This window comes from Angustibacter speluncae, from assembly GCF_054777815.1.
This window is the reverse complement of the sequence record NZ_BAAHAF010000173.1, coordinates 1-25,738: the sequence shown is the minus strand read 5'-3', so window position 1 is coordinate 25,738 and position 25,738 is coordinate 1. Positions and strand designations below refer to the sequence as shown.

Here is a 25,738-nt window from a genome sequence, read left to right as displayed (position 1 = left end):
GCCCGCGGACGTCGACGACGAGAGGTGGCCGGACGTGCGAGCAGTCACGTGGCAGGGCAAGCGGGACGTGCGGGTCGAGGAGGTGCCTGACCCGGTGCTGCAGGAGCCGACCGACGCGATCGTGCGCATCACGTCGACGGCCATCTGCGGGTCGGACCTGCACCTGTACGAGGTGCTCGGCCCGTTCCTCGACCCGGGCGACGTGCTGGGGCACGAGCCGATGGGGATCGTCGAGGAGGTCGGCGCGGAGGTCACGCACATCAAGCCGGGCGACCGGGTGGTCGTCCCCTTCAACATCTCCTGCGGCCGGTGCTTCATGTGCGAGCGGAAGCTCTTCGCGCAGTGCGAGACCACCCAGGTGCGCGAGCAGGGCAAGGGTGCCTCGTTGCTCGGCTACACCAAGCTCTACGGCCAGGTGCCGGGCGGGCAGGCGGAGTACCTGCGCGTGCCCCAGGCGCACTTCGGCCCGATCAAGGTGCCGTCGGACCACCCGGACGAGCGCTTCCTGTTCATGTCGGACGTGCTGCCGACGGCGTGGCAGGCGGTCGTGTACGCCGACGTGCCGAAGGGCGGCACGCTCGCCGTGCTCGGGCTCGGCCCGATCGGCCAGATGGCCGCGCGGATCGGACGCCACCTCGGCGCGGAGCGGGTGATCGGCGTCGACGACGTGCCGGAGCGCCTCGCGCTGGCGGCGGCGCACGGTATCGAGACCTTCGACCTGTCCGCCCACGACGACGTCGCCGCCGACCTGATCGAGGCGACGGGCGGACGCGGGCCGGACGCGATCATCGACGCGGTCGGCATGGAGGCCGGCGGCTCCCCCTTCGGCAAGGTGGCGCACGCCGTCGTCGGGATGCTCCCGGACGCCGTGGCGCGGCCGATGACCGACAAGATGGCGATCGACCGGCTCGCGGCCCTGCACACCGCGCTCAAGGCGGTGCGTCGCGGCGGCACCGTGTCGGTCAGCGGCGTGTACGGCGGCGAGATGGACCCGATGCCGATGATGGAGATGTTCGACCGCGGCGTGCAGCTGCGGATGGGTCAGGCGCACGTCAAGCGCTGGATCGACGACATCATGCCGCTCGTGCTCGACGACGCCGACCCGCTCGGCACGCTCGACCTCACCACCCACCAGGTGCCGCTCGAGCAGGCGCCGGACCTCTACGAGACGTTCCAGAAGAAGGAGGACGGCTGCATCAAGGTCGTCCTCAAGCCGTGACGGACGCCGACGGCGGCGCCCAGGTCGTCCTGGTCGTCGGGGCGTCGAGCGGCATCGGGCGGGCGACCGCGCACGGCTACGCCGCGCGCGGCGCCCACCTGGTGCTGGCCTCGCGCGGCCGGGAGGCGCTCGCCGACGCCGCGCAGGAGTGCCTCGACCGCGGCGCGGCGTCGGCGACCGTCGAGGTCGTCGACGTCGCCGACGGCCCCGCGGTCACGGCAGTCGTCGAGCGGGTGCTGGCCGAGCACGGCCGGATCGACGTCTGCGTGCAGTCGGCCGCGCTCATCGCGTTCGGGGAGTTCCTCGACGTGCCCGCCGAGGTGTTCGACCGCGTCGTCACCTCGAACGTGCTCGGGACGGCGAACGTCGCCCGCGCCGTGCTGCCCGGCATGCGGGAGCGGAACTCCGGGGTGCTCGTCGTCATCGGGTCGGTCCTGGGCCGCATCTCGGTGCCGCAGCTGATCACGTACTGCACCAGCAAGTGGGCGGTGCGCGGCCTGACCCGGATGCTGTCGCAGTCGGTGCGCGACCGCTCCGGCGTGCGGGTCGTCGGCGTCTCGCCGGGGGCGACCAACACCCCGGTGTACGCGCAGGCGGCCAACGTCACCGGCCGGGCCGCGCGGCCGCCGGTGCCGGTCGACCCGCCCGAGAAGGTGGCGCGCGCGGTGCTGCGCGCCGCCGACAGCCGTCGGCGCGGCGAGACGTCGGTGGGCCTGGCGAACCCGGTGATGGTGCTCGGCCACGAGCTGCTGCCGCCGGTGTTCGACCTGCTCGTCGGGCCGCTGATGGGGCTGCTGGCGCTCACCCGGCGACCGATGGAGCCGCACAGCGGCAACGTCGAGACGCCTTCTCCGGCGGGCGAGGCGACGCAGGGTCCGTGGAGCCGCGGCGGCCTGCTCGGCCTCGACACCCGCGACGGCGACTGACCTCAGCCCTTGTTCGCGCGACCCTCCGCGACGAGGCACAGCCGGCGCAGCGCCTCGACGTTGCGCGGGACGATGCCCAGCTGGCGCGCGGGGAGGGGGACGAGCCGGCCGGGGCCGGCCGTGGCGTCCTCGCGGATCTCGACGCGGCAGCCGGAGCCCTCCGGGTGCAGCGTCAGGTCGACGGTGGCCTCCCCCATCGGCCACCCCTTCGCCTGCAGCCGCAGGTGCCGGCCCTGCTCGACCTCGAGCACGGTCGAGACGTCGTCGATCACCAGCGGCCACATCCCGAAGGAGTGGTGGATGCGGGTGCCCTTCGCCGGCCAGGCGGGCTCGACGTCGCGCACCCGGGAGGCGCCGACCACCCAGGTCGCGTAGCTCCAGCCGTCGGCGAGCACGGCGAAGACCTCGTCGGGGGTCGCGGTCGTGGTGCGGCGCACGGTCCGCACGGCATCGGAGAGCTGGGGCACGTGGGGACGCTACCCCGCAGCGCACCGGGCATGCAGGTGGGCGGCGTTTCCGGTGGTGGACCGGGCACGACGGTGGAAGAGTCGAGGGGACGGGTGCCCGCCCCCCCGTCCGACCGTGGCCCAGCCCAGCGCCACCCCGCAGGTGGATGCGCCTGCGCACGCTCACTGCCACGAGGAGCCACGGTGCAGATCCCCACCCCACGAGGACCGTTCAGCGACAGGTTGTTCACGCTGCTGCGTGGACCGCTCGACGACGCCGGCTGGGACGGCCTCGCGACCACGACACCGTCCGGCCCCGACGACGCCCAGATAGCGCTGTGGGCGATGTACGAGCTGGCGTACCGCGGGTTCGACGGCGTGGCCGACGAGCTCGAGTGGCACCCGCCCCTGCTGGCGGCGCGGCGCGTGCTGGAACGCGACCTCGAGGCGCGCCTGCGGGAGCGGTACCGCCCGCCGACCGACCTGCCGGACGTGCGGGGTGGCGACGCCGCCGTGGGGGCGTTCGCGGACGCGTTCTTCGCGTACGTCGCCGGGTACGAAGGCGACTCGCTGTCCGGGGCGATCCAGCGGACGGCCACCCGCGAGCAGGTGCTCACGCTGCTGCGGGTGCGGTCGGTCTACCACCTCAAGGAGGCCGACCCGACGGCGTGGGCGGTGCCCCGGCTGGCGCCGCGCGCCAAGGCGGGCCTGATGGCGGTGCAGTACGACGAGTACGGCTGCGGCGACCCGAACGCCCTGCACTCGAACCTGTTCGCCCGCGGCATGCGCGCCTGCGGGCTCGACACCACGTACGGCGCGTACGTCGACGAGGCGTCGGCCGCCGTGCTGGAGCAGAACAACACGATGACCCTCTTCGGCCTGCACCGCCGGCTGCGCGGCGCGGCGCTCGGACACTTCGCGGCGTTCGAGGCCACCAGCTCGGTGCCCTCGCGGCGCATCGCCCAGGGCCTGGCCCGGCTCGGGATGCCGGCCGAGATGATCGCCTACTACGACGAGCACGTGGAGGCCGACGCCGTGCACGACCAGGTCGCCGTCCGGGAGATCTGCGGGTCGCTCGTCGCCGACGAGCCGCAGCTGCTCGACGACGTGTTCTTCGGCGCGTTCACCTGCCTCGACCTCGAGAGCCGGTTCGCCGGCGAACGACTCGCCTCGTGGGTGGAGGTGGCGGCATGAGCATCGGACCCGCCCGCGACGACCTCTCGTTCGAGCACCCCGACGTCGTGGTGTGCCCCGACGGCCCCGTCCTGATCCGTGGCGACCACGTCGTCGAGGCCCCGGACGGCACACGGCACCGCACCACGCGACCCGTCAGCGCCGTGTGCCGCTGCGGCAAGACCCAGCGCGCCCCGTGGTGCGACGGCACGCACCAGCTGCTCCCCCGTCGCTAGCTGCATCCGCACAGGACGGACGGGGCGCATTCGTCGTCCACAGGCGGTCCGGTACGGGGTCGTCGTCCACAGGCCGCTCGGACGCGAAACCTGTTGTCAGTGCTGGGGTCTAGTGTCGATGCATGAGGTCGGACGACGGCGCGGGCACCCTGGTCGGCGACCTGCGCGCGCACTGCCTGACCGACTTCGCCCGCGACGCCGACAGGTTGCGGCTGATCCACGCGATCACCCGCGACGTCCACGCCACCGAGGCGTGGCAGATCGGGTTGCCGGTGCTGGTGGGTGCGGCGCGTGACGGGGTGGTCGGGGCGCACGACCTGCACGCCATCTCGACCGACGAGGTCGCCGCCGCGACCGGGCTGGCGCGCTGGCACGCGTCCCGCGAGGTCGACGCCGCGGCCCAGCTGTGCGGTCCGCTGGTGCTGACGCTGGCGGCGCTCGAAGCCGGCCGGATCGACGGCGTCCGCGCCCGGGTGCTGGCCCGGGAGACCGAGGCCCTGCCGCACGACCTCGCGCAGGCCGTGGAGGCCGAGGTCCTCGACGCGTTGCCGACCACGCCGCAGCAGGGCAACGGGCCGCTCGGGCCCTGGGACGGCCCGCAGCCGAAGGCGTTCACCAGCCGGGTCCGCAAGGCCGTGGCCAGGGTGCGGACCGACCACGAGGAGCAGGTGCGTCGCGACCTGCGCGAACGCACCGGCACCTGGGTGGAGGTCGACCCCGGCAACCCGGCGGTCGCGACGCTGACGGTGACGGGTCCGATCGAGCAGGTCGTCGCCATCGCGAACGCGGTCCAGGGCGCGGCCCGTGCCCTGGGCGGCGACGAGCTCGGTGACCGCACGGTCGGGATGGCGGAGGTCGACGCGTTGGAGGCAGCGGTCCTGGGCGACCAGCCGACACGAGCAGGTGTGCGTCGCGAGCTCGGGGTGGTGCTGCACGCCGACACCCTCCTCGGCGAGGGCGACGCAGCCGACGCACCCGGTGAGGTCCGCGGCGTCGGCGCGCCGGTGCACGCCTCCGCCGCCACCGCACGGGTCGCGGCGAAGGAGCTGCTCGACCGTGGCGCGTCGACGTGCGTGCTGCTGACCGACGACACCGGCCACCTCACCCGCCTCGTCCGCCTCGGCGCCGCACCCGAGACCGGCTGGACGAGAGCCACCCTCGTCGCCAGGACGCGGACCGCGATGCGGTCTGACCCGCAGCACTCGACCAGCGCCTACGTGGCGACGGTGGAGACCGACGAGACCGTCCGGGCGCGCGACCCGGTCTGCACCTTCCCCGGCTGCGGCGTCCCGAGCAGCAGGTGCGACCTCGACCACCAAGTTCCCCATCCCCGCGGCCCCACCAGCGTTCAGAACCTCAGCCCGAGGTCGCGCCGCTGCCACCGCTGGAAGACCGCCGGTCTCTGGCGCGTGTCCGCGCGCCTCGACACCGCCGGCCACGTCGTCGCCCACCACTGGACCAGCCCCCTCGGCACCCACCAGGTCGTCGAGGTCGAACGCCTGCCCGGGTGCTGATCCGACCGTCAGGCCGGGGCGCGGTCGAGACGTGCGACGACGCCGCGGTCCTGGTGCGACCGCACCTCGCCGAGCGAGAGATCGGGCACGTGGTCGAGCCAGCGTCCGACCTCGGTCGCCTGCTCGGTCGTGCCGAGCTGCAGGAGCGCCGAGCCGCCCGGCAGCAGGTGCGCGACGACGGCGTCGACGCACTCGCGCGCCACGTCGAGGCCGGTGTCGCCGCCGTCGATGGCGATCAGGGGGTCCTCGGGGAACCGTGCGACCCCGGCGCTCGGCACCCACGGCGGGTCGGCGACCACCAGCGCGAACCGCTCGTCCGGACCGAGGACGTCGCGGATGCGGCCCTCGCGCACCTCGACGCGGTCGGCGAGGCCTGCGGTCCGGGCGTTCTCGCGGGTGAACTCGCAGGCGACCGGGTTGAGGTCGACGCACACGAGCTCGCGGTCCGACGAGGCGACGGCAAGCAGCCCGATCTGGCCCGCCCCGGCGCACAGCTCGAGCACCCGGCCCGCGGGTGCCCGGTCGAGCAGCGCGGCGGCCCACTCCGACTGCAGCGTCGTCCACGCCCGCGGCTCCAGCACCCGGTCGTCGTAGGCGATCTGCAGGTGCCCGAATGTCATCGACTTCGCCACTGCCACAACCTACCTCGCGCGGTGCACCTCGCGCCCGTCGACCCAGGTCCCGACCACGGTCGCGCCGACCCAGCCCGACGCCGGCGTCCCGAGCAGATCGGTGTCGACGGCCACCAGGTCGGCCGCGCGCCCCACCTCCAGCACCCCGCTGCTGTCCTCCAGCCCGTTCACCCAGCAGCTGCCCCGGGTGTACGCCCGCAGCACCTCGACCGGCGTGAGCGCCTCCTCGGGCTGGAGCGGCGGCGCCTCCGCCGACGACCCCGTCTCCCGCCGCGTCACGGCCACCTCCATGCCGCGCAGCGGCGACGCGTCCGACACCGGCCAGTCCGAGCCGCACGCCAGCCGCGCGCCCGTCCGGTGCAGCGACCCGAACACGTACTGCCGCTGACGCGCCGGCTCACCGAGGAACGGCAGCGTCAGGCGCTCCATCTGCTCGTCGCGGCACGCCCACAGCGGCTGCACGTTCGCGACGGCGTCGAGCTCGGCGAACCGGCGCACGTCGGCGTCGTCGACGATCTGCAGGTGCGCCAGGTGGTGCCGGTTGCCCCGGTCCCCGTTCTCCGTCCGCGCCCTGGCGATCGCGTCCAGCCCGTCGCGCACCGCGCGGTCGCCGAGCGCGTGCAGGTGCACCTGGAACCCGTCGGCGTCGAGCAGCGAGACCGCCTGCTGCAGCACGTCGCGGTCCACGAACGACAGGCCGCGGTTCTCCGTGGGCCGGCCCGTCGGGTCGAGGTACGGCTCGAGCACGGCGGCGGTGTGGGTCTCGCAGACGCCGTCGAGCATGATCTTCACGCTGGTGGCACGGAGTCCCGCGTCGGCGGCCACCTTCCGCCGCCGGCGCAGGTCGTCGACCTGGTCGAGGCCGCGGTCGCGGTCCCACCACAGCGCCAGCACCACCTTGGCCGTCAGCACGTCCTCGGACCGCGCCCGCACGTACGTGCCGAGCGTGTCGTGCATCCCCAGACCGTTCCCGACGAGCGCGTCCTGCCAGCCGACGATCCCGAGCGAGTGCAGGTGCGCCTGCCCCTCCAGCAGGCCGGCCAGCTGCTCGTCCGCGGTCGGGGGCGGCACGCGGTCGGCCACCAGCCGCATCGCACCCTCGTGCAGCGCGCCCGTCGGCGCGCCGGTGGCGTCGCGCTCGATCCGCCCGTCCGGCGGGTCGGGCGTCGAGGCGTCGATCCCCGCCAGCCGCAGCGCCGCCGAGCTCACCCACGTCGAGTGGTGGTCGCGGTTCGGCAGGTGCACCGGACGTCCCGGCACGGCCTCGTCGAGGAGCGCCGCGGCGGGCACACCCCGCGGGAACGCGTCCATCGACCACCCGCCCCCGGTGACCCACGCGCCCTCGGGCAGCCGGGCGGCGTGGGCGCGGACGGCGTCGAGGTACTCCTCGACCGTGCGCAGCCCGAGCAGGTCGCAGGCCAGCCGCTCGAGCCCTCCCGCGACCGGGTGCACGTGGGCGTCGTGGAACCCGGGCAGGAGCCACGACCCGGTGAGGTCGTCCACCCGGGTGCCGCGCCCCACCAGGTGCCGCACGTCGGCCCACGTGCCGCGTCCGACCACCACACCGTGCCGGACGGCGAGGCAGTCGCCGTCCCACCGGTCGTCCGCGAGGACGGGGGCGCCGCGCAGCACCAGGTCGGCACCGCTCCCCTCGCCCACGGCGAGAGGCTACGCGTCGTCGCCCTGCGGCTCGGCCATCGCGCGGTGCGCCTTCGCCTTGAGCGAGTCGGGCAGGACGCTGTTGGCGGCGCCCTGCACCTTGGTCCTCAGCGAACCCGCCACGAGCTTGTCGTCGCCGTCGAGCAACGCGTCGACACCCTGCTTCGCGACCTGCGCCGGGTCGTCCTTCTTGCCTTGGCCCACCGTCGTGTCGAGCATGTCGGCGCGGCGGAAGAAGTCGGTGTCGGTCGGGCCGGGCATGAGGGAGGTCAGGGTGACCCCGGTGTCCTTCACCTCCTCCTGCAACGCCTCGACGAACGACTGGAGGAACGACTTCGACGCGTTGTAGACGGCCTGGAACGCACCGGGCATGGTCGACGCGATCGACGACGTCACCAGGATCCGGCCCTCGCCGCGCGCCACCATGTCGCGCAGCACGAGCTTCGTCAGGATCACGGTCGAGGTGACGTTCAGGTCGATCACCTCGAGCTCGTCCGCGAGGTCGGTGTCGACGAAGGCGCCGCCCCGTCCGACGCCGGCGTTCAGCACCGCCACGTCGACCGGGCGCCCGGTGCCCCTGGCCGCCTCGTGCAGGCGCTCGACAGCAGCCGTCTCGCGCAGGTCGCCGCGCACCGTCACGACGTCGGCACCGGTCTCGAACAGCTGGTAGCCGGCCTCCGCCAGCCGGGCGTCCTCCGCGGCGACGACGAGGTCGAACCCCCGCTCGACGAGCTGGCGGGCGATCTCGAAGCCGATGCCGCTGGACGCCCCCGTGACGAGCGCGAGCGGACGGGGGGCTGACGTGGTGTCGGTCATGGCGCTCCCCTGCCCGCGTCGCAGACCGCCATGCGGGTCTACCAGGCGATCTCGTCGCAGCCGGTGTGGTCGGCGGGCTCGACCTGCAGGGTCGCGTGCGCGATCCCGAACCGCGTCTGGAGGGTGTGCCGGGCGCGGTCGAGCACGTCGTGGGTGGTGGCGGTCGGGGTCGTGACCAGGTGGGCGGTCGCGACGTCCATGCCGGACGTGAGCTGCCAGACGTGCAGGTCGTGCACGTCGGCGACGCCGTCGAGGGCCGCCAGCTCCTCGGCCACCTCGGTGGGCTCGACACCGGCCGGTGCGTGCTGGCCGAGCACGGCGAGCACCTCGCGACCGAGCCGCAGGGCCCGCACCACGACGAAGACCGCGATCGCGAGCGCGACCACCGTGTCCCACGCCCCCGAGCCGGTGAGCGCGACCAGCGCCCCGGCGACGAGCACCCCGACGGAGCCGACGGTGTCGGCCACCACCTCGAGGTAGGCGCCGCGCACGTTGAGGCTCTCCCGCGAGCCCTGGCGCAGGAGCGCGAGCGCCACCAGGTTCACCGCGAGGCCCAGCGCGCCGACGACCACCATGCCGAGCGCGGCCGGCGCGACCGGGTCACCCAGCCGCGAGAACGCCTCGTACGCCACGTAGACCGCGACCCCGAGCATGACGAGCACGGCGAAGCCGGACGCGAGGACCTCGGCGCGGTACGAGCCGTAGGTGCGGCGGCCCGAGTCGTCGGGACGCGCGGCGACCCGGGTCGCCACCAGCGCCGCCACGAGGGTCACGACGTCGGCCGCCATGTGCCCGGCGTCCGACAGCAGCGCCAGCGACCGGGTCAGGAGCCCGGCGACGAGCTCGACGGCGAAGAACGACCCGACGAGCAGCGCCGCGGCCAGCAGGCGGCCCCGGTGCCGCCCGGAGGCGCTGAGCGAGGCGTGGCCGTGCCCGTGCCCGTGGCCCGCGCTCACGACCCCGCCCCCACCGGGTGCGCGACGTGCCGGCGGGCGACGTCGAGCAGGAGCCGGACGTGCTCGTCGGCGAGCCGGTAGTACGCGAGGCGCCCGTCACGGCGGGCGACGACGACGTCGGTGGCACGCAGCAGGCGCAGGGCCTGCGACACCGTGGCCTCCGCGAGGCCCGTGGCGGCGGCGAGGTCGCAGACGCACACCTCGCGCGCGTCGAGGAGCGCGTAGAGCAGCCGCGACCGGGTGGGGTCGCCGAGCAGCTTGAACACGCGCGACACGTCGTGCAGGGAGCGCTCGTCGAGGGCGGCGTCGCGGACCTCCCGCACCACCTCGGGGTGCACCTCGTGGGCGTGCTCGCGGATCACGTGCGGCACCGCGCACCTCCAGACGTCTGATCAGATGATCAGACGTTAGCGCAACACGGAATGCCTCGGCCCACCCGGCGGGTTGGGGCCGGCATGGGACGCGCGGTGGTGGCGACGGCGTACGGGAGCACCGAGGTGCTCGAGGTGGTCGACGTGCCGGACGACCCGCCCGGTCCGGGTGAGGTGGCGGTCGAGGTGCGCGCCGCGGCAGCCAACCCCGCCGACCTGAAGTCGTACTCCGGCGCGTTCGGCACCGACCCCGCGAACCTGCCGCTGCGCCTCGGGTACGAGGTCGCGGGCGTGGTCGCCGAGGTGGGACCCGGCGTCGACCACGTCCGCGCCGGCGACGAGGTGGTCGCCTTCCGCGTCGCCGGCGGTTACGCCGACCGGGTCGTCGCCCGTGCCGCCGACGTCTTCGCCAAGCCGTCCACGCTCACCTTCGCCGAGGCGTCCGGCCTGCTGCTCGTCGGCACCACCGCGGCGCACCTGATGCACGCGACCGGCGCGGCGCCGGGCGAGACCGTCGTCGTGCACGGCGCCGCCGGCGCCGTCGGCAGCGCCGCCGTGCAGCTCCTCGTCGCAGGGGGAGCTCGCGTCATCGGCACGGCGAGCCCGCCCCGGCACGACGCGCTGCGCTCGCTCGGCGCCGAACCCCTCTCGTACGGAACGGGTCTCGCCGACCGCATCCGCGAGCTGGCTCCGGACGGCGTCGACGTCGCCCTCGACACGGTCGGCACCGACGAGGCGGTCGACGTCAGCGTCGAGCTGGTGGCCGACCGCGGGCGCATCGCCTCGGTCGCGGCGTTCGCCCGCGGGCCGGGCCTCGGCATCCGGCTGCTGGGGGGCGGGCCGGGCGCCGACCCGGGCACGGCGGTCCGCGACGCGGCCCGCGCCGAGCTGCTCGAGGCCGCAGGGGCGGGCAGGTACCGCGTCGAGGTCGACCGCACCTTCGCGCTGACCGACGTGCGATCGGCCCACGAGCACCTGGCCACGGGTCACGCGCGCGGCAAGGTCGTCCTGCTCCCCTGAGCCTCCCCGGGATGCGGGGGGGCCGACCAGACCGCACGCTCGACGGGTGACCGTCTCCACCGACACGACGCCCCTGACCGCCCTGGTGCTCGTCTGCACCCTGACCCCGTCCCCGGCCGACTCCTCCAGCGAGCTGCTCGGCCGCCAGGTGCTGCAGGCGCTCGGCGAGCACGGCGTGACCGGCGACGTCGTGCGCGTCGTCGACCACGACGTCAAGCGCGGCGTCGAGGCCGACATGGGCGACGGCGACGAGTGGCCCGCGCTGCGCCAGCGCGTCCTCGACGCCGACATCCTGGTGGTCGCGGCGCCGATCTGGATGGGGCACCCGTCGTCGGTGACCCAGCAGGTGCTCGAGCGCCTCGACGCCGACATCGCCGAGACCGACGACCAGGGGCGGCCGATCATGTCCGGTCGCGTCGCCGCGATCGCGGTGGTGGGCAACGAGGACGGCGCGCACCACGTCGTCGCGGAGGTGGCGCAGGGCCTGAACGACGTCGGGTTCACCCTCGCCGCCGGCGCCGGCACCTACTGGGTCGGCGAGGCGATGGGCTCGGTCGACTACCAGGACCTCGACGAGACGCCCGAGAAGGTTGCCTCGCAGAACTCCTCCCTGGCGGCGAACACCGCGCACCTCGCGCGGCTGCTGAAGGCCTCCCCCTACCCGGCGCAGGGGTGAGCGGCCGTGGCTGACGGGCACGTGCCGCCGAAGGGCGTGCAGCAGGTCGGGAAGCGCGCCGTCCGCTGGATCGAGGACGGGAAGGCGGGCAAGGGCTTCACCGACGTCGGACGCCGTCGCGCGCACCAGCTGGCCGACGGCGTCGCCCTCAGCGACGCCGACGTGAAGAAGATGCAGGCGTACTTCGCCCGCCACTCGGTCGACAAGCAGGCGGACGGCTTCGCCTACCGCACACCGGGTTACCCGTCCCCCGGCCGCGTCGCCTGGGACGCGTGGGGCGGCGACGCCGGTGAGCGCTGGGTGCGCGGCATCGACGTCTGACGCCGGCCCCCACCTCGGGATGCGGACGACCCGCGTCCGGGCGAGGGTGGTCGCATGGCGACCGAGAGCACGCAGCAGGCCACCGTCGAGGCGCTCCAGGCGGTGGTGGACCGGGTGGTGTCGTGGCAGGACGGCGCGACGCAGGAGACCGTCCGCGAGGAGCTCGCCAAGGGCGCGCGCGAGGCCGACGTGCAGGCGAGCGACGCCCTGCTCGACGAGCTGGCGCGGCGCATCCACGACGAGCCGGACCGGCTCGAGGTGGAGCGGCTCGTGGCCGAGCACGCCGACGAGGTCCGGCCCGACTGAGCGGGTCGCACCGACCGGGTCCCGCAGAAACTTGAACTGTTCAAGGAAGTAGGGCAGGGTCGGTGGTGTGACCACCGTCGACGACGCCGAGCGCATGCTGCGCGCGGCGTCGTTGCGCGTGACCCGCCCCCGGGTGTCGGTGCTGCGGGCCGTGCACGAGCGTCCCCACGCCGACACCGACGCCCTGATCGGCGCCGCCCGCGCCGACCTGGGCGCCGTGTCGCACCAGGCCGTGTACGACGTGCTCCGCACGCTGACCGACGCCGGCCTGCTGCGCCGCATCCAGCCCGCGGGGTCGACCGCCCGCTACGAGGCACGCGTCGGCGACAACCACCACCACGTCGTCTGCCGGTCCTGCGGCGCGATCGGTGACGTCGACTGCGCCGTCGGCGAGGCGCCGTGCCTGCACCCGGCTGACCAGAACGGCTTCACCGTCGACGAGGCCGAGGTCGTCTACTGGGGCCGCTGCCCCGACTGCGCCACCCGCTGACCACCCGATCCACCCGATCCACCCGATCCGCACCGAGCAGGAAGGCACACCGTGACCGACCAGACCTCCGACCCCAAGCCCCGCGACGAGAGCGCCAGCCCGCAGGGCACCGACACGACCGCGAGCACCAGCGAGAGCGAGAACCCGGTCATCGAGTCGCCGAAGGCGGACACCGACCACCGCCCCCGCAGCAACCGCGACTGGTGGCCCAACCAGGTCGACCTCGGCGTGCTGAACCGCACCTCCCGCCGGTCGGACCCGCTCGGCGAGGACTTCGACTACCGCGCCGCCGTGCAGACGCTCGACTTCGACGCCGTCAAGCGCGACCTGGTCGAGGTCATGACGACCTCGCAGGACTGGTGGCCGGCCGACTACGGCCACTACGGCCCGCTGTTCATCCGGATGTCGTGGCACGCGGCCGGCACCTACCGCCAGGCCGACGGCCGCGGCGGCGCCGGCGCGGGCGAGCAGCGGTTCGCCCCGCTCAACAGCTGGCCCGACAACGCCAACCTCGACAAGGCCCGCCGCCTGCTGCTGCCGATCAAGCAGAAGTACGGGCGCGCCCTGTCCTGGGCCGACCTGCTCGTGCTCGCCGGCAACGTCGCCCACGAGGACATGGGCTTCGAGACCTTCGGCTTCGCCTTCGGCCGCGAGGACGTCTGGCAGCCCGAGGAGACCTTCTGGGGTCCCGAGGACACCTGGCTCGGTGACGAGCGCTACGCCGGCGAGGACCCGCTCGACCTCGACGAGGGCCCCCTCGCCGCCGTCACCATGGGCCTGATCTACGTCAACCCCGAGGGCCCGAAGGGCGTCCCGGACCCGATGGCGTCCGCGCACGACATCAAGATCACCTTCGCCCGGATGGCGATGGACGTCGAGGAGACCGTCGCCCTCATCGCCGGCGGCCACACCTTCGGCAAGACCCACGGCGGCGGCAACCCCGACCTCGTCGGTCCCGAGCCCGAGGGCTGCCCGGTGCACGGCAACGGCCTCGGCTGGAAGAACGAGTTCGGCAAGGGCAAGGCCGAGGACACCATCACCTCCGGCCTGGAGGGCGCCTGGACGCCGACGCCCACCACGTGGGACAACAGCTACTGGGACACGCTGTTCGCGTGGGAGTGGGAGCTCACCGAGAGCCCCGCGGGCGCCAAGCAGTGGCAGCCCACCGACCCGGCGTCGGCCACCGTGCCGGACGCCCACCGCGAGGGCGTCTTCCACCGGCCGATGATGGCGACGACCGACCTCGCTCTCATCACCGACCCGGAGATGCGGGCGATCTCGGAGAAGTTCCGCGACGACCCGGACGCCTTCTCGAAGGCGTACGCCAAGGCGTGGTTCAAGCTGCTGCACCGCGACATGGGCCCGCTGTCCCGCTACCTCGGGCCGTGGGTGCCGTCGGAGGTCCAGCTCTGGCAGGACCCCGTGCCCGCCGTCGACCACGAGCTGGTCTCCGAGTCCGACGTCGCCGAGATCAAGCAGAAGGTGCTCGACTCCGGCCTCAGCGTCTCGCAGCTGGTGAGCACGGCCTGGGCCTCGGCCGCCTCGTACCGCGGCACCGACAAGCGCGGCGGCGCCAACGGCGCCCGGCTGCGGCTGGCGCCGCAGAAGGACTGGGCCGTCAACGCCGGCACCGGTGAGGTCCTCGACCGGCTCGAGGAGCTGCGCTCGTCGCTGTCGCAGCAGATCTCGCTCGCCGACCTGATCGTGCTCGCCGGCGCCGCCGGCGTCGAGAAGGCCGCGGCCGACGCGGGCGTCCAGATCACCGTCCCGTTCACCCCGGGCCGCACCGACGCCACCCAGGAGCAGACCGACCCCGACACCTTCCGGTGGCTCGAGCCCCGCGCCGACGGCTTCCGCAGCTGGATCGCCGAGGGCGTGAAGCTGCCGGCCGAGACGCTGCTGGTCGACCGGGCGTACATGCTGGAGCTCGACGCGAAGGAGATGACCGTCCTGGTCGGCGGCCTGCGGGTGCTCGGCGCCAACGCGGGCGGCACGCAGCACGGCGTGTTCACCGAGACCCCGGGCGTCCTGACGCAGGACTTCTTCCGCAACCTGCTCGACCTCGGCATCTCCTGGAGCACCGCGCAGGAGGGCGAGGGCGTCTACGAGGGACGTGACGCGAGCGGCACGGTCGTGCGCACCGCCACCGCCGCCGACCTCGTGTTCAACTCGAACTCGATCCTGCGCGGCATCGTCGAGGCCTACTCGGCCGACGACGCCAAGGAGCGGTTCGTGCACGACTTCGTGCAGGCGTGGGACAAGGTCATGATGCTGGACCGCTACGACGTGAAGTAGTCGTCGCGACAACCGGTTCCGTCCCGACGGCCCGTCGGCACCGCGAGGTGCCGGCGGGCCGTCGGCGTCCGCGCGACGTAGGCTCGACGGGGTGAGCATCACCTCGTCCGACCCCGTCGTGCTCGGGTCCCGGTTCGCCCGCGAGCTGCCGGAGCTGGCCGTGCCGTGGACGGCCGAGCCCGCTCCCGACCCGCGGCTGCTGGTGCTCGACGACGCCGTCGCGGCCGAGGTGGGCCTGGACCCCGACCGGCTCCGCTCCCCCGACGGCATCCGGCTCCTCGTGGGGGCGCACGTGCCGGACGGCGCGACACCCGTCGCACAGGCGTACGCAGGACACCAGTTCGGCGGCTGGTCACCCCGTCTGGGTGATGGTCGTGCCCTGCTCCTCGGCGAGCTCGTCGGTGCCGACGGCCGACTCCGCGACCTGCACCTGAAGGGGTCGGGCCGCACGCCCTTCGCCCGCGGCGGCGACGGTCTGGCAGCGGTCGGGCCGATGCTGCGCGAGCACGTCGTCAGCGCGGCGATGCACGCGCTCGGCATCCCCACCACCCGCGCCCTGGCCGTGGTCGCCACCGGACGCCCGGTGGTCCGCGAGCGGGTGCTGCCCGGTGCCGTCCTGGCGCGCGTGGCGAGCAGCCACCTGCGGGTGGGCAGCTTCCAGTACGCCCGCGCGACAGGTGATCTCGCCCTGCTCCGCCGGTTGACCGAGCACGCGATCGCGCGGCACCACCCGCACGCCGCGGAGGCCGACCGTCCGGCCCTCGCGCTGCTCGACGCCGTCGTGGCGGCCCAGGCGTCGCTGGTCGCCCGCTGGATGCTCGTCGGGTTCGTGCACGGCGTCATGAACACCGACAACATGACGATCTCCGGCGAGACGATCGACTACGGGCCGTGCGCGTTCCTCGACGCCCACGACCCCGCCACGGTGTTCAGCTCGATCGACCACGACGGGCGCTACGCCTACGGCAACCAGCCGGGGATCGCGGTGTGGGACCTGGCCCGGCTGGGCGAGACGCTGCTGCCGCTGGTCGACGACGACCAGGACCGCGCCGTCGAGCTCGCGACCGAGGCCCTCGACCGCTTCCTGCCGGCCTTCCAGCGTGCCTGGCTGCAGGGCGTACGGGACAAGCTCGGGCTGATCGACGCCGTGGACGACACCACCGTGCGCGACCTCGCCGACGGCTTCCTGGTGCTGCTGCAGACGGGTGCGGTCGACCACACCAACGGGTTCCGCTCGCTCGGTGCGGCCGCGCGCGGGGACCTCCAGGCCGTGCAGTCGCTGCTCCCGGGCGGCGAGCTCACCGCGTCCTGGCTGCGTCGCTGGTCGGCGACCAGCCCGGACGCCGACCTGGCCGACCGCTCCAACCCCGTGTACGTCCCGCGCAACCACCTCGTCGAGGAGGCGCTCGACGCCGCCACCGGGGGCGACCTCGCCCCGCTGGAGCGGCTGGTCGCGGTCGTCACCGACCCGTTCGTCGAGCGCGCGGGCCAGGAGCGCTACGCGGCGCCGGCGCCCCCGGGATCCGGCCGCCACGTCACGTTCTGCGGGACGTGAGCACGCAGCGGTTGCGAGCCGTCCGCCTGCGTCCCAGGCTCGACGGCAGGAGGTGGTGACGATGCCCCCGAGGAAGAAGGCCGGGCCCGGCCCGAGCGTCAAGGACCCCGAGCTGTACGAGAAGCTGCGCGACGAGGGGAACAGCAAGCAGAAGTCGGCCCGCATCGCCAACCAGGCGGCGCGCACGTCGCGCAGCTCGGTCGGCACGAAGGGCGGGAAGTCGCCGGCCTACGACGACTGGACGGTCGCCGACCTGCGCAAGCGCGCGGCCGAGATCGGCATCGAGGGTCGCTCGTCGATGAAGAAGGCCGAGCTGGTCGAGGCGCTGCGCGACTCCTGATCCCCTCAGGTCCGGCGCGGCCGGACCGTCAGCCCCTGCGCCAGGGCGCCGAGCAGCCCGCGCCCGTCGTGCAGGACGCTGCTGGTCACCCCTACGCCCGCGTCGCCGAACGTGACCGAGGTGTCGAAACCGAGCCATCCGCCGGCCGGTTCGCGCAGCAGGTGCGCGGTGAGGTCGAGGTTCGGGAACGCCACGTCGGCCGGTGCGGCGCGCACCGTCATGCCGTTGGCGACGTCGAGCAGCCCCGCGGTGGTCGCGAGCGCACCGACCTCCTCCCCCTCGACGAGCGGCACCGGGGTGCGCAGCCAGAACACGGCCCGTCCGGGCGCGACCTGCGCGCGCCGCACCTCGACGGTGCCGATGAACGCCCCCGGCCAGACCGACGAGGGGTCCCACGGCTCCAGCGCGTCGGGTCCGGGCACGGACGGCAGGGGCGAGCCCGCCACGGCCGTGGTGTCGCCGGGGCGCTGCAGCCACGCCCGCAGCCGCAGCGCCGGCCGGCCGGCGTGCGACAGCACCGCTTCGACCAGCTCGACGGTGCGCCCCGGCCGCAGCACCTCGACCCGGGTCGTGACCGGCTCCAGGGGCAGCGTCCCGAGGATGTCGTAGGAGACCCGCCCGACCACCAGGTCGGACCGGCCGCGGGCGTCGCGGTCGCGCACCAGCTCGTGCGCGAGCAGCCCCATCGGCGGTGCGACGTGCTGCTCGTGCACCGACCACGCGCCCGCGACCAGCGGTGAGGCGCGGAAGGTCGAGGCGTCGAGGCGCTCGAAGTACGCCGTGATGGCGACCTCCTCGGGGTGGGACGACCACTCCACCGTACGGCTCGTCCGGCGGACCTCGGCGCCGCGCTGTACGTTCCTCCTGGCCCCGCTGCACCTGCCACGACCGCTTCCATCGGTCGGCGCCCCAGCGCACGGAGAGGTGTCAGTGCACGATCCACGCTGCGTCGGCACCGACGTCGCGCGCGAAGGCGCGTCCCGCCACGAGAAGGGCCCCAGCATGACCCTGTCCCGCCGTCAGTACCTCGCCGCTCTCGGCGCCCTGTCCGCCACCGCCGTCCTGCCCGGGTGCGCCGGGTTCACCGGCGCCTCGTCCGACGACGCCGCCGCGTCCGACGACGGCACCCTCACCTTCACCACCTGGGGCAGCGACCCCGAGCTGCAGGGTTTCCGCGACGTCATCGCCGCCTTCGAGCAGGCCAACAGCGGCGTCACCGTGCAGCTGAACGCCGTGCCCTACGAGCAGTTCTTCCCCAACATCGACGTCCAGCTGCAGTCCGACACCGCCCCGGACGTCTTCCGCGTCGACTACGACAACCTCGGCACCTACGCGGGCCGGGGCCAGCTGCTCGACCTGTCCGACCTGCTCGACGGCGGGGTGGGCGAGGCGTTCACGCCGCAGATGTGGAAGGCGGTGCAGTCCGACGGCACGCCGTTCGGGGTGCCGCACCACACCGACACCTCGGCGATCCTCTACGACGTCGCGGCGCTGGAGGCCGCCGGCGTCACCGGCGTCCCCCAGTCGCCCGAGGAGGCCTGGACCTGGGAGGAGTTCGCCGAGGTGGGCCGCAAGCTGCAGGCCGTCGCCCCGAGCGGCCGCTCGGCGTTCGCGGTGAACTGGCAGGGCCAGGGCATCACGCGCTGGCTCAGCTGGCTGTTCCAGGCCGACGGCCGGTTCCTGTCCGAGGACCTGTCGGCCCCCGCCATCGACTCCGACGCCGGGCGCCGCGCGATCGAGTTCACCCGCTCCTTCTTCACCGACGGCCTGGTGCCGGCCAACAGCTCGGTGAAGTCGTCGACCTACGCCAGCGACCTGTTCTTCTCGCAGACCGTGGCGATGGTGTTCGGCGGTGCCTTCCTGCTGCCGCAGGCCGACGAGCTCGCCCCGTTCGAGTGGGCCGCCACCTACGCACCGCGCGACGTCCGCGGCGGCAGCGACCTCGGCGGCAACGCGCTGGTCGCCACCGCCGGCACCACCAAGGGCGAGCTCGCGGCGCGGTTCCTGACCTTCGTCACCGAGCGCGAGCAGATGGACGCCTTCTGCGCCACCGCGAGCCTGCTCCCCACCCGCACCGACCTGGTCGACCAGGGCGTCGAGTTCGCGGTGCGGCCGGAGCTGTCGACGGTGTTCCTCGGCCAGGCGGGCACCGTCGAGCCGCAGGACGCGGAGCAGGTCGCCTCGCCCAGCATGGCGGCCATCAACACCGTGCTCAGCGACGCCATGGAGGGCGCGTTCGTCGGGGGCCGCACCACCGACGAGACGGTCGAGGAGATCACAGCCGGCATCGAGCAGGCGCTGCAGGGCTGAGGTGGCGTCCGCCCGGGGCAGGCGCCTCACCGAGTCCCTGACGGGGTACGGCTTCCTCTCCCCTGCCGTGGCCCTGCTGGGCCTGTTCCTGTTCGTGCCGCTGGGCTGGGCGGTCGTCACCAGCCTGCAGCGGACGGACGGGTTCGGCAGCGGCCGGTTCGTGGGGCTCGACAACTACGCCCGGCTGCTCGGCGACGACGCGTTCTGGCAGTCGCTGGCGAACACCGTGCTGTTCACCGTGGTCGTGGTGCCGATCAGCATGGCGGGCGGGCTGGCGCTGGCGACGCTGATGAACTCGGTGCTGCCGGCGCGCGGGCTCTTCCGCACGGTCGTCGTGCTGCCGATGGTGATCTCGGGCGTGGCGACCGCGCTCACCGGCGTGCTGGTGTTCGACCAGAACGTCGGCATCGCCAACAAGCTGCTCGTGGCGGTGGGCCTCGACGGCGTCCCCTGGCAGTCGAGCGGACCCGCGGCGTTCACCTCGGTGGTGCTCGTGACGCTCTGGTGGAGGGTCGGTTTCAACATGCTCATCTACCTGGCCGGTCTGCAGGGGGTGCCGCCCGAGCTGCACGAGGCGGCGCGGCTCGACGGTGCGAGCACGTGGCAGCGGTTCCGGTACGTCACGGTGCCGCTGCTCGGGCCGTCCACCTTCTTCCTGCTGGTCATGAACGTCATCTACTCGTTCCACGTCTTCGACATCGTGTTCGTCCTCACCGAGGGCGGGCCGGGGAGGTCCACCTCGGTGCTGGTCACCTACGCCTACGAGACCGGCTTCCGCACCCGCGACCAGGGGTACGCCGCGGCGATCGGTGTCGTGCTGCTGCTCGTCACCCTCGCCTTCACCGCCGTGCAGTGGCGGACGAGCCGGACGCGGGACCTGGTCGCATGAGGGACCGGACCTACCCGCTGCGGGTCGCCCTCGCCGTGGTGAGCGCGCTGGTGCTGCTGTTCCCGCTCTACTGGATGGTCGTCGTGGCGCTGTCACCTCGCCGCGAGCTGCTCGGACCCGAGCTGCGGCTGTGGCCGGGCGAGCTCACGCTCGAGAACCTCGAGCGGGTGCTCACCGCGTTCCCGGTCACCACCTGGTTCGGCAACTCCGTCGCGATCGTCATGGTCACCACCGCGATCACCGTCGCGGTCGACCTGCTCGCGGGCTACGCCTTCGCGCACCTGCGCGTGCCGGGCGGCTCGGTCGTGTTCCTGCTGCTGGTCGCGACGCTCATGGTGCCGGTGCAGGTCGTCATGGTCACCCAGTTCCGGCTCGTCACCGACCTCGGGCTCTACGGCACCTACTGGGCCGTCATCCTGCCGACCGCGGCGTCGGCGTTCGGCGTGTTCCTCGCCCGGCAGTTCGTCCTCGGCATCCCGCGCGAGCTCATCGAGGCGGCCCGGGTCGACGGCGCGGGACCGGTGCGGGTGTTCGTGCAGGTGGTGCTGCCGCTGTGCCGGCCGCTGGTCGCGGTGCTGACCGTGCTGACGGTGCTCTCGACCTGGAACGACTTCGCCTGGCCGCTCATCGCGCTCAAGCAGAACGAGCTGTTCACCCTGCCGATCGGCTTGCTCTACCTGCAGGGCCAGTTCGGCGCCGACTACGGTGCGACGATGGCCTTCGCGCTGCTGTCCGTCGTCCCGATGGTGGTGCTGTTCCTGGTGTTCCAGCGGTGGTTCGTGCAGGGGTTCCAGCGCAGCGGCATCCGGTGAGGCTTCCCGTCCGCGACGGCGGGCCGCCCGACGGCGAGCCGGTCGTGCTGCTGCACGGGTTCCCGCAGGACGGCAGCGCCTTCGACGACGTCGTGCCGCACCTGCACGCCGCCGGCCTGCGCACCCTCGTGCCCGACCAGCGCGGCTACGCCCCGCACGCCCGGCCGTGGGGACGGTGGGCGTACCGCACGGCCGAGCTGGTGGCCGACGTCGAGGCCCTGCTCGACGACCGCGGCGTCGCGGCCGCCCACGTCGTCGGGCACGACTGGGGCGGCGCGGTGGCGTGGGCCCTCGGCGCGTGGCTGCCGGAGCGCACGAGATCCCTGACCGTGCTGTCGACGCCGCACCCGGCCGCCATGGTGGCGGCGCTGCCCGGGGAGCAGGCGCTCGCGTCCTGGTACATGGCGGCGTTCCAGCTGCCGGTGCTGCCCGAGCTCGCCCTGCCGCTCGTGCTGCCGCGGCTGCTCCGCTCGTCCGGCCTGCCGCCCGCCACGGCCGAGCGCTACGCGCGCCGGCTCGGTTCGTTCGGCGCACGCCGCGCCGCGCTCGACTGGTACCGGGCGATCCCGTTCTCCCGCAGGCCGATCGGGCCCGTGGACGTGCCCACCACGTACGTCTGGGGGGCGCGGGACCCAGCGCTGCGACGGCGGGCCGCCGACCTCACGGCCCGCCAGGTGCGCGGGGCGTACCGGTTCGTGGAGCTCGAGGCAGGTCACTGGCTGCCCGAGACGCGACCGGACGACGTCGCCGACGCGGTGCTGCGGCGTGTGCGGGACGCGCGCTGACCGTGACGGCGGGTCAGGCCCGGACGACCAGGGCGACCACGCACAGCAGCGCGACGCCGACGGCGGCGACGAACGGGATCCGCCCGCGCCGCGACGCGGCGACCACCGCGAGCGCGGCCCCTGCGACCAGCACCGCCCACGCCCAGAGCGGCGGCGCCCCACCGCCGGTGCCCGGCAGCAGCACGGCGAGCACCAGGCCGGCCAGCAGCAGCGCCGGTGCGACCAGGCGCACGGCCCGCTCCCCCAGCCGCTGCGGCAGGCCGACGACACCGGTCGCGACGTCGTCGGCCAGGTCGGGCAGCGCGTTCAGCAGGTGCGCGCCGACGCCGAGGACCGCGCCGCAGCCCAGCACCCACGCCGGCGGCGGGCCCGCACTCGGCCCCCGGGCGAGCCACACGAAGGCGGGCAGGCACGCGAACGCCACCGCGTACGGCAGCGGCGACAGCACGGTGCGCTTCACCCCGAGGTCGTGCGCCCAGCCCATCGCCACGCCGAGCAGGTGCACCAGCCCCGCGACGACCCCTGCGAGCAGCGACAGCAGCACGCACAGCGCCGCGGCCACGGCGATGGCGACCCGCACCGTGCGCGACGACGCCGCCCCGGCGGCCAGCGGCTTGTCGCGGCGGCCCACCGCGCGGTCGCGGTCGGCGTCGAGCAGGTCGTTCAGCCACCCGATGGACAGCTGGCCGGCCAGCACCGCCGCGACCACCAGCGCGGCCCGCCCGGGCGCGAGCCCCGCGGCCGCGGCGAGCAGCGCTGTGAGCACCACCACGGCCACCGTCGGCCCGGGGTGGCACGAGAGCACGAGCGCACGGGCGGCCGCGAGCGGGCCGGCGGGGCTGCGGGTCGTGGGGTGCACGGTCCGAGGTTAGGGTCGGAGAGGTTCCTGGACGACCGACGGAGGCATGGACGAGTGACCCGCATCGCGGCCGTCCGGGGCGTGCTCCCCGACCACCGCTACGAGCAGGGCGAGATCACGCGCACGCTCGCCGAGACGATCGGCGTCAGCGGCACGCAGGTGGCGGCGCTCGAGCGGCTGCACGCGCACGCCGGCGTCACCACCCGCCACCTCGCCCTGCCGCTCGAGCGCTACCCGGCGCTGCGCGACTTCGGCGAGTCGAACGACGAGTTCCTGCGGGTCGCCGTCGATCTCGGCGCCCGCGCGCTGGCGTCGGCCCTCGCCGACGCCGGCCTGCAGCCGTCCGACGTCGACCTGGTGATGACCACGACGGTCACCGGGCTCGCCGCCCCCTCGCTCGACGCCAGGATCGCGGCCCGGATCGGGCTGCGCGACGACGTGCGCCGCATCCCCCTGTTCGGCCTGGGCTGCGTGGCCGGGGCGGCCGGCATCGCGCGCGTGCACGACCACCTCGTCGGGCACCCGGACCACGTGGCGGTGCTGGTCGCCGTCGAGCTCTGCAGCCTCACGCTGCAGCGCGACGACACCTCGCCCGCCAACCTGGTGGCCACCGGCCTGTTCGGCGACGGCGCCGCCGCCGTGGTCCTGACCGGGCGCGACCGCGGTGGCCGCGGTCCGCAGGTGCTGGGCAGCCGCAGCCGCCTCTACCCGGGCACCGACCGCGCGATGGGCTGGGACGTCGGCGCCGGCGGTCTCAAGGTCGTGCTCGGCGCCGAGGTGCCCGAGCTCGTCCGCGACCACGTCGGCGACGACGTCGACCGCTTCCTGCACGGCGAGGGCCTCACCCGCGCCGACGTCGGGTGGTGGGTCGCCCACCCCGGTGGCCCCAAGGTGCTCGACGCCCTCGCGGCCGCGCTCGACGTCGCCCCGGAGGCGCTCGGCGTCACCTGGGCCTCGCTCGACCGCATCGGCAACCTGTCGTCGGCGTCGGTGCTGCACGTGCTCGCCGACACCCTGCGCGACCGGCCGCCCGCGCCGGGCAGCCACGGCGTGCTGATGGCGATGGGGCCCGGCTTCTGCCTCGAGACCGTGCTGCTGCGGGCCGACGACGACGAAGGGGGTGCGGCGGCGTGACGTCGCAGGTGCTGTTCACGCTGCTGGTGGTGGCGGTCGGGCTCGAGCGGCTCGCCGAGCTGGTGCTCACCCGGCGCAACGTCGCGTGGGCGCTGTCGCAGGGCGGCGTGGAGCACGGCCGCGGCCACTACCCCGCGATGGTCGTGCTGCACACCGGCTTCCTCGTCGGCGCTGTCGCCGAGGTGTGGCTGCTGCACCGCGTGTTCACGCCCTGGCTGGGGTGGACCGCGCTCGTGCTCGTGGTCGCGGCGCAGGGCCTGCGCTGGTGGTGCATCGGGTCGCTCGGCCGCCGCTGGTCGACGCGGGTGGTCGTGCTGCCCGGCGAGCCGCTGGTGGCGCACGGCCCGTACCGGTTCGTGCGGCACCCGAACTACGTCGCCGTGGTGGTCGAGGGGATCGCGCTGCCGCTGGTGCACGGCGCGTGGCTGACCGCGCTGGTGTTCACCGTCCTCGACACCGTGCTGCTGCGCACCCGCATCCGGGTCGAGGACGAGGCCCTCACCTCGGCCGCACCGGCGGCGAGGACGACGTGACCGTGCACGACGTCGTCGTCGTCGGCGGCGGGCCGGTCGGGCTCGCCTGCGCGGTGCACGCGGCGCGCGCCGGGCTCGATGTCGCGCTCGTCGAGCGGCGCGACGGGCCGGTCGACAAGGCCTGCGGCGAGGGGCTGATGCCCGGTGGGCTGGCCGAGCTGGCCGCCCTCGACGTCGACCCGCCGGGACGCCCGCTCACCGGCATCCGCTACACCGACGGACGTCGCGACGTCGCCGTCCCGTTCGGCCACGGGCCCGGGCGCGGTGTCCGCCGCACCACGCTCTCGACGGCGCTGCGCGAGGCCGTCGACCGCGCGGGCGTGCCCGTGCTGCGCGCGACGGTCGCCGGCCTCGACCAGGACGACGAGGTGCGGCTGCGGCTGGCGGACGGCGACGTGCTGCGCGCGCGGTACGTGCTGGCCGCCGACGGCCTGCACTCGCCGCTGCGGCGATCGCTCGGGCTCGACCGCCCGGTGCGCTCGGCCGGCGGCCGGCACGGGTTGCGGCGGCACGTGCGGCTCGCGCCGTGGGACGACCACGTGCAGGTGCACTGGGGACCCACCGCCGAGGCCTACGTGACCCCCGTCGCCGACGACCTCGTGGGGGTGGCCCTGCTCACCCGCGAGCGACGGGGGTTCGACGAGCTGCTCCCCCAGTTCCCCACGCTGGCAGCGCGTCTGGCGGGGGCGCCGACCGAGGGCAGCACCCGCGGTGCCGGCCCGCTCCGCCAGCGCTCGTCCCGGCGCACGGCCGGCCGCGTGCTGCTGGTCGGCGACGCCGCCGGGTACGTCGACGCCCTCACCGGCGAGGGCATCGCGCTCGGGCTCGTGCAGGCCCGCCACGCCGTCGAGGCCGTCCGCGACCACGACGTGCGCGCCTACGAGGGCCGCTGGCGCACGGCGAACCGCCGCTACGCGCTGCTGACCGGGGGCCTGGTCACCGCCACCCGGCTGCGACCCGTGCGCCGCGCGCTCGTGCCCGCCGCCGTCGCCCTGCCCGCCGTGTTCGGTGCTGCCGTCCGCGAGCTGGCCCGGCCCGCGGCGCCCGCCGCCGTGGGCACGTGAGCGAGCCGGTCTGGGACCTGGTCGTCGTGGGTGCCGGCCCGGCGGGGGCCGCGGCTGCCCTCGGCGCCCTGGCCGCCCGCCCTCGCGCGCGCGTGCTGCTGCTCGACCGCGACGACCTGCCCCGCGACAAGGCCTGCGGGGACGGCGTCGCGCCCCACGCGCTCGACGTGCTCGCCGCGCTCGGCGTCGAGACCGCCTCGCTCACCGAGGGTTTCGCCCCGGTCGCGCGGCTCGATCTCGGCCGCCCCGACGGCCCGCAGGTCGCCGGTGACATGCAGCGGGCCGCGCACGTGGTGCCCCGCGCGGTGCTCGACGAGCGGATCGCCCGGGCCGCCGTCGCGCGCGGGGCGCAGCTGCGCCGCCACCGGGTGCGCGCGGTCGAGGTGCGTGCCGGCGAGGTG

General features: G+C 74.6%; 29 protein-coding genes. 21 read left to right on the top strand and 8 right to left on the bottom strand.

What is annotated here, in order from left to right:
• The first annotated feature begins 34 nt into the window (after window positions 1-34).
• Both ACYVKY_RS19710 and ACYVKY_RS19705 read left to right on the top strand, forming a co-directional pair.
• Entirely contained in the window at window positions 35-1,219 is a 1,185-nt protein-coding gene (locus ACYVKY_RS19710; RefSeq protein ID WP_460436688.1) for a zinc-dependent alcohol dehydrogenase, read from the top strand.
• A complete protein-coding gene (locus ACYVKY_RS19705) occupies window positions 1,216-2,145 on the top strand; it encodes an SDR family NAD(P)-dependent oxidoreductase (RefSeq protein ID WP_460436687.1) in 930 nt (309 codons plus the stop codon). Before ACYVKY_RS19710 ends, ACYVKY_RS19705 begins: the two co-directional genes overlap by 4 nt.
• Before the next feature lie 2 nt (window positions 2,146-2,147).
• Here the strand turns inward: ACYVKY_RS19705 and ACYVKY_RS19700 are convergent, their stop codons facing one another.
• A complete protein-coding gene (locus tag ACYVKY_RS19700) occupies window positions 2,148-2,612 on the bottom strand; it encodes an SRPBCC family protein (protein ID WP_460436686.1) in 465 nt (154 codons plus the stop codon).
• Window positions 2,613-2,795: 183 nt separating this feature from the next.
• On the opposite strand from ACYVKY_RS19700, the gene ACYVKY_RS19695 reads away from it, so the two are divergent.
• The 3 genes from ACYVKY_RS19695 to ACYVKY_RS19685 all read left to right on the top strand — a co-directional run bounded on the left by ACYVKY_RS19695 (window position 2,796) and on the right by ACYVKY_RS19685 (window position 5,514).
• Window positions 2,796-3,785: an iron-containing redox enzyme family protein gene (locus ACYVKY_RS19695; RefSeq protein ID WP_460436685.1), complete on the top strand. Its 990-nt coding sequence runs from the start codon at window positions 2,796-2,798 to the stop codon at window positions 3,783-3,785.
• The gene (locus ACYVKY_RS19690; RefSeq protein WP_460436684.1) at window positions 3,782-4,000 is read left to right on the top strand and encodes a CDGSH iron-sulfur domain-containing protein; all 219 of its coding nucleotides are present in this window, start codon (window positions 3,782-3,784) and stop codon (window positions 3,998-4,000) included. The genes ACYVKY_RS19695 and ACYVKY_RS19690 overlap by 4 nt, the downstream gene beginning before the upstream one ends.
• Before the next feature lie 122 nt (window positions 4,001-4,122).
• Entirely contained in the window at window positions 4,123-5,514 is a 1,392-nt protein-coding gene (locus ACYVKY_RS19685; protein ID WP_460436683.1) for an HNH endonuclease signature motif containing protein, read from the top strand.
• 8 nt (window positions 5,515-5,522) lie between these two features.
• Here the strand turns inward: ACYVKY_RS19685 and ACYVKY_RS19680 are convergent, their stop codons facing one another.
• Genes ACYVKY_RS19680 through ACYVKY_RS19660 form a run of 5 tightly spaced genes read right to left on the bottom strand, consistent with a single transcriptional unit; the run spans window position 5,523 to window position 9,948 of the window.
• Complete coding sequence (locus ACYVKY_RS19680; RefSeq protein WP_460436682.1) at window positions 5,523-6,134, bottom strand: methyltransferase; 612 nt, start codon at window positions 6,132-6,134, stop codon at window positions 5,523-5,525.
• A 21-nt stretch (window positions 6,135-6,155) separates the two neighbouring features.
• Entirely contained in the window at window positions 6,156-7,805 is a 1,650-nt protein-coding gene (locus ACYVKY_RS19675; RefSeq protein WP_460436681.1) for an amidohydrolase, read from the bottom strand.
• A 9-nt stretch (window positions 7,806-7,814) separates the two neighbouring features.
• Entirely contained in the window at window positions 7,815-8,621 is an 807-nt protein-coding gene (locus tag ACYVKY_RS19670; protein ID WP_460436680.1) for an SDR family NAD(P)-dependent oxidoreductase, read from the bottom strand.
• A gap of 38 nt (window positions 8,622-8,659) precedes the next feature.
• Window positions 8,660-9,577, bottom strand: coding sequence for a cation diffusion facilitator family transporter (locus ACYVKY_RS19665; RefSeq protein WP_460436679.1), 918 nt, complete (start codon window positions 9,575-9,577; stop codon window positions 8,660-8,662).
• Window positions 9,574-9,948 (bottom strand): ArsR/SmtB family transcription factor, encoded by a 375-nt coding sequence (locus ACYVKY_RS19660; RefSeq protein ID WP_460436678.1) that lies wholly within the window; start codon window positions 9,946-9,948, stop codon window positions 9,574-9,576. Before ACYVKY_RS19660 ends, ACYVKY_RS19665 begins: the two co-directional genes overlap by 4 nt.
• An 84-nt stretch (window positions 9,949-10,032) precedes the next feature.
• On the opposite strand from ACYVKY_RS19660, the gene ACYVKY_RS19655 reads away from it, so the two are divergent.
• From ACYVKY_RS19655 to ACYVKY_RS19620, 8 genes are all read left to right on the top strand, one after another.
• Window positions 10,033-10,968: a quinone oxidoreductase family protein gene (locus ACYVKY_RS19655; protein WP_460436677.1), complete on the top strand. Its 936-nt coding sequence runs from the start codon at window positions 10,033-10,035 to the stop codon at window positions 10,966-10,968.
• Between the two features lie 46 nt (window positions 10,969-11,014).
• Window positions 11,015-11,644 carry a flavodoxin family protein gene (locus ACYVKY_RS19650; RefSeq protein ID WP_460436676.1) on the top strand — a complete coding sequence of 210 codons (630 nt, stop codon included), beginning with the start codon at window positions 11,015-11,017 and terminating at the stop codon, window positions 11,642-11,644.
• A gap of 6 nt (window positions 11,645-11,650) precedes the next feature.
• Window positions 11,651-11,965, top strand: coding sequence for a hypothetical protein (locus ACYVKY_RS19645; RefSeq protein ID WP_460436675.1), 315 nt, complete (start codon window positions 11,651-11,653; stop codon window positions 11,963-11,965).
• Window positions 11,966-12,019: 54 nt separating this feature from the next.
• On the top strand, window positions 12,020-12,271 hold the full coding sequence (locus ACYVKY_RS19640) for a hypothetical protein (RefSeq protein ID WP_460436674.1): 252 nt from the start codon (window positions 12,020-12,022) through the stop codon (window positions 12,269-12,271).
• A 94-nt stretch (window positions 12,272-12,365) separates the two neighbouring features.
• The gene (locus tag ACYVKY_RS19635; protein WP_460436722.1) at window positions 12,366-12,761 is read left to right on the top strand and encodes a Fur family transcriptional regulator; all 396 of its coding nucleotides are present in this window, start codon (window positions 12,366-12,368) and stop codon (window positions 12,759-12,761) included.
• 51 nt (window positions 12,762-12,812) lie between these two features.
• Entirely contained in the window at window positions 12,813-15,056 is a 2,244-nt protein-coding gene (gene katG, locus ACYVKY_RS19630) for a catalase/peroxidase (RefSeq protein WP_460436673.1), read from the top strand.
• A gap of 91 nt (window positions 15,057-15,147) precedes the next feature.
• Window positions 15,148-16,611: a protein adenylyltransferase SelO gene (locus tag ACYVKY_RS19625; protein WP_460436672.1), complete on the top strand. Its 1,464-nt coding sequence runs from the start codon at window positions 15,148-15,150 to the stop codon at window positions 16,609-16,611.
• A gap of 61 nt (window positions 16,612-16,672) precedes the next feature.
• A complete protein-coding gene (locus ACYVKY_RS19620; protein WP_460436671.1) occupies window positions 16,673-16,951 on the top strand; it encodes a DUF7218 family protein in 279 nt (92 codons plus the stop codon).
• 5 nt (window positions 16,952-16,956) lie between these two features.
• On the opposite strand, the gene ACYVKY_RS19615 is transcribed toward ACYVKY_RS19620, so the two are convergent.
• Window positions 16,957-17,769, bottom strand: a complete 813-nt coding sequence (locus ACYVKY_RS19615) for a thioesterase family protein (RefSeq protein WP_460436670.1) — start codon at window positions 17,767-17,769, stop codon at window positions 16,957-16,959.
• A gap of 184 nt (window positions 17,770-17,953) precedes the next feature.
• On the opposite strand from ACYVKY_RS19615, the gene ACYVKY_RS19610 reads away from it, so the two are divergent.
• Genes ACYVKY_RS19610 through ACYVKY_RS19595 form a run of 4 tightly spaced genes read left to right on the top strand, consistent with a single transcriptional unit; the run spans window position 17,954 to window position 21,747 of the window.
• Window positions 17,954-19,261, top strand: a complete 1,308-nt coding sequence (locus ACYVKY_RS19610) for an ABC transporter substrate-binding protein (protein WP_460436669.1) — start codon at window positions 17,954-17,956, stop codon at window positions 19,259-19,261.
• Window position 19,262: 1 nt separating this feature from the next.
• Complete coding sequence (locus tag ACYVKY_RS19605; RefSeq protein ID WP_460436668.1) at window positions 19,263-20,150, top strand: carbohydrate ABC transporter permease; 888 nt, start codon at window positions 19,263-19,265, stop codon at window positions 20,148-20,150.
• Complete coding sequence (locus ACYVKY_RS19600; RefSeq protein ID WP_460436667.1) at window positions 20,147-20,962, top strand: carbohydrate ABC transporter permease; 816 nt, start codon at window positions 20,147-20,149, stop codon at window positions 20,960-20,962. The genes ACYVKY_RS19605 and ACYVKY_RS19600 overlap by 4 nt, the downstream gene beginning before the upstream one ends.
• Entirely contained in the window at window positions 20,959-21,747 is a 789-nt protein-coding gene (locus ACYVKY_RS19595) for an alpha/beta fold hydrolase (protein WP_460436666.1), read from the top strand. Before ACYVKY_RS19600 ends, ACYVKY_RS19595 begins: the two co-directional genes overlap by 4 nt.
• A gap of 13 nt (window positions 21,748-21,760) precedes the next feature.
• Here ACYVKY_RS19595 and ACYVKY_RS19590 read toward each other — a convergent pair whose 3' ends face one another.
• Window positions 21,761-22,606, bottom strand: coding sequence for a UbiA prenyltransferase family protein (locus ACYVKY_RS19590; RefSeq protein WP_460436665.1), 846 nt, complete (start codon window positions 22,604-22,606; stop codon window positions 21,761-21,763).
• 54 nt (window positions 22,607-22,660) lie between these two features.
• On the opposite strand from ACYVKY_RS19590, the gene ACYVKY_RS19585 reads away from it, so the two are divergent.
• From ACYVKY_RS19585 to ACYVKY_RS19570, 4 genes are all read left to right on the top strand, one after another.
• Window positions 22,661-23,740 (top strand): type III polyketide synthase, encoded by a 1,080-nt coding sequence (locus ACYVKY_RS19585; protein WP_460436664.1) that lies wholly within the window; start codon window positions 22,661-22,663, stop codon window positions 23,738-23,740.
• Window positions 23,737-24,273 (top strand): isoprenylcysteine carboxyl methyltransferase family protein, encoded by a 537-nt coding sequence (locus ACYVKY_RS19580; protein WP_460436663.1) that lies wholly within the window; start codon window positions 23,737-23,739, stop codon window positions 24,271-24,273. Before ACYVKY_RS19585 ends, ACYVKY_RS19580 begins: the two co-directional genes overlap by 4 nt.
• The gene (locus ACYVKY_RS19575; protein WP_460436662.1) at window positions 24,270-25,337 is read left to right on the top strand and encodes an NAD(P)/FAD-dependent oxidoreductase; all 1,068 of its coding nucleotides are present in this window, start codon (window positions 24,270-24,272) and stop codon (window positions 25,335-25,337) included. The genes ACYVKY_RS19580 and ACYVKY_RS19575 overlap by 4 nt, the downstream gene beginning before the upstream one ends.
• Window positions 25,334-25,738: NAD(P)/FAD-dependent oxidoreductase (locus tag ACYVKY_RS19570; RefSeq protein WP_460436661.1), on the top strand; the 405-nt coding region annotated here is incomplete at its 3' end. The genes ACYVKY_RS19575 and ACYVKY_RS19570, both read left to right, overlap by 4 nt.

Bases quoted from the DNA above. Each gene is read 5' to 3' on its own strand.
- ACYVKY_RS19690 (WP_460436684.1), top strand. From the start codon at position 3,782: ATGAGCATCGGACCCGCCCGCGACGACCTCTCGTTCGAGCACCCCGAC.
- ACYVKY_RS19685 (WP_460436683.1), top strand. From the start codon at position 4,123: ATGAGGTCGGACGACGGCGCGGGCACCCTGGTCGGCGACCTGCGCGCG.
- ACYVKY_RS19680 (WP_460436682.1), bottom strand. From the start codon at position 6,134: ATGACATTCGGGCACCTGCAGATCGCCTACGACGACCGGGTGCTGGAG.
- ACYVKY_RS19670 (WP_460436680.1), bottom strand. From the start codon at position 8,621: ATGACCGACACCACGTCAGCCCCCCGTCCGCTCGCGCTCGTCACGGGG.
- ACYVKY_RS19655 (WP_460436677.1), top strand. From the start codon at position 10,033: ATGGGACGCGCGGTGGTGGCGACGGCGTACGGGAGCACCGAGGTGCTC.
- ACYVKY_RS19640 (WP_460436674.1), top strand. From the start codon at position 12,020: ATGGCGACCGAGAGCACGCAGCAGGCCACCGTCGAGGCGCTCCAGGCG.
- ACYVKY_RS19635 (WP_460436722.1), top strand. From the start codon at position 12,366: ATGCTGCGCGCGGCGTCGTTGCGCGTGACCCGCCCCCGGGTGTCGGTG.
- ACYVKY_RS19620 (WP_460436671.1), top strand. From the start codon at position 16,673: ATGCCCCCGAGGAAGAAGGCCGGGCCCGGCCCGAGCGTCAAGGACCCC.
- ACYVKY_RS19610 (WP_460436669.1), top strand. From the start codon at position 17,954: ATGACCCTGTCCCGCCGTCAGTACCTCGCCGCTCTCGGCGCCCTGTCC.
- ACYVKY_RS19600 (WP_460436667.1), top strand. From the start codon at position 20,147: ATGAGGGACCGGACCTACCCGCTGCGGGTCGCCCTCGCCGTGGTGAGC.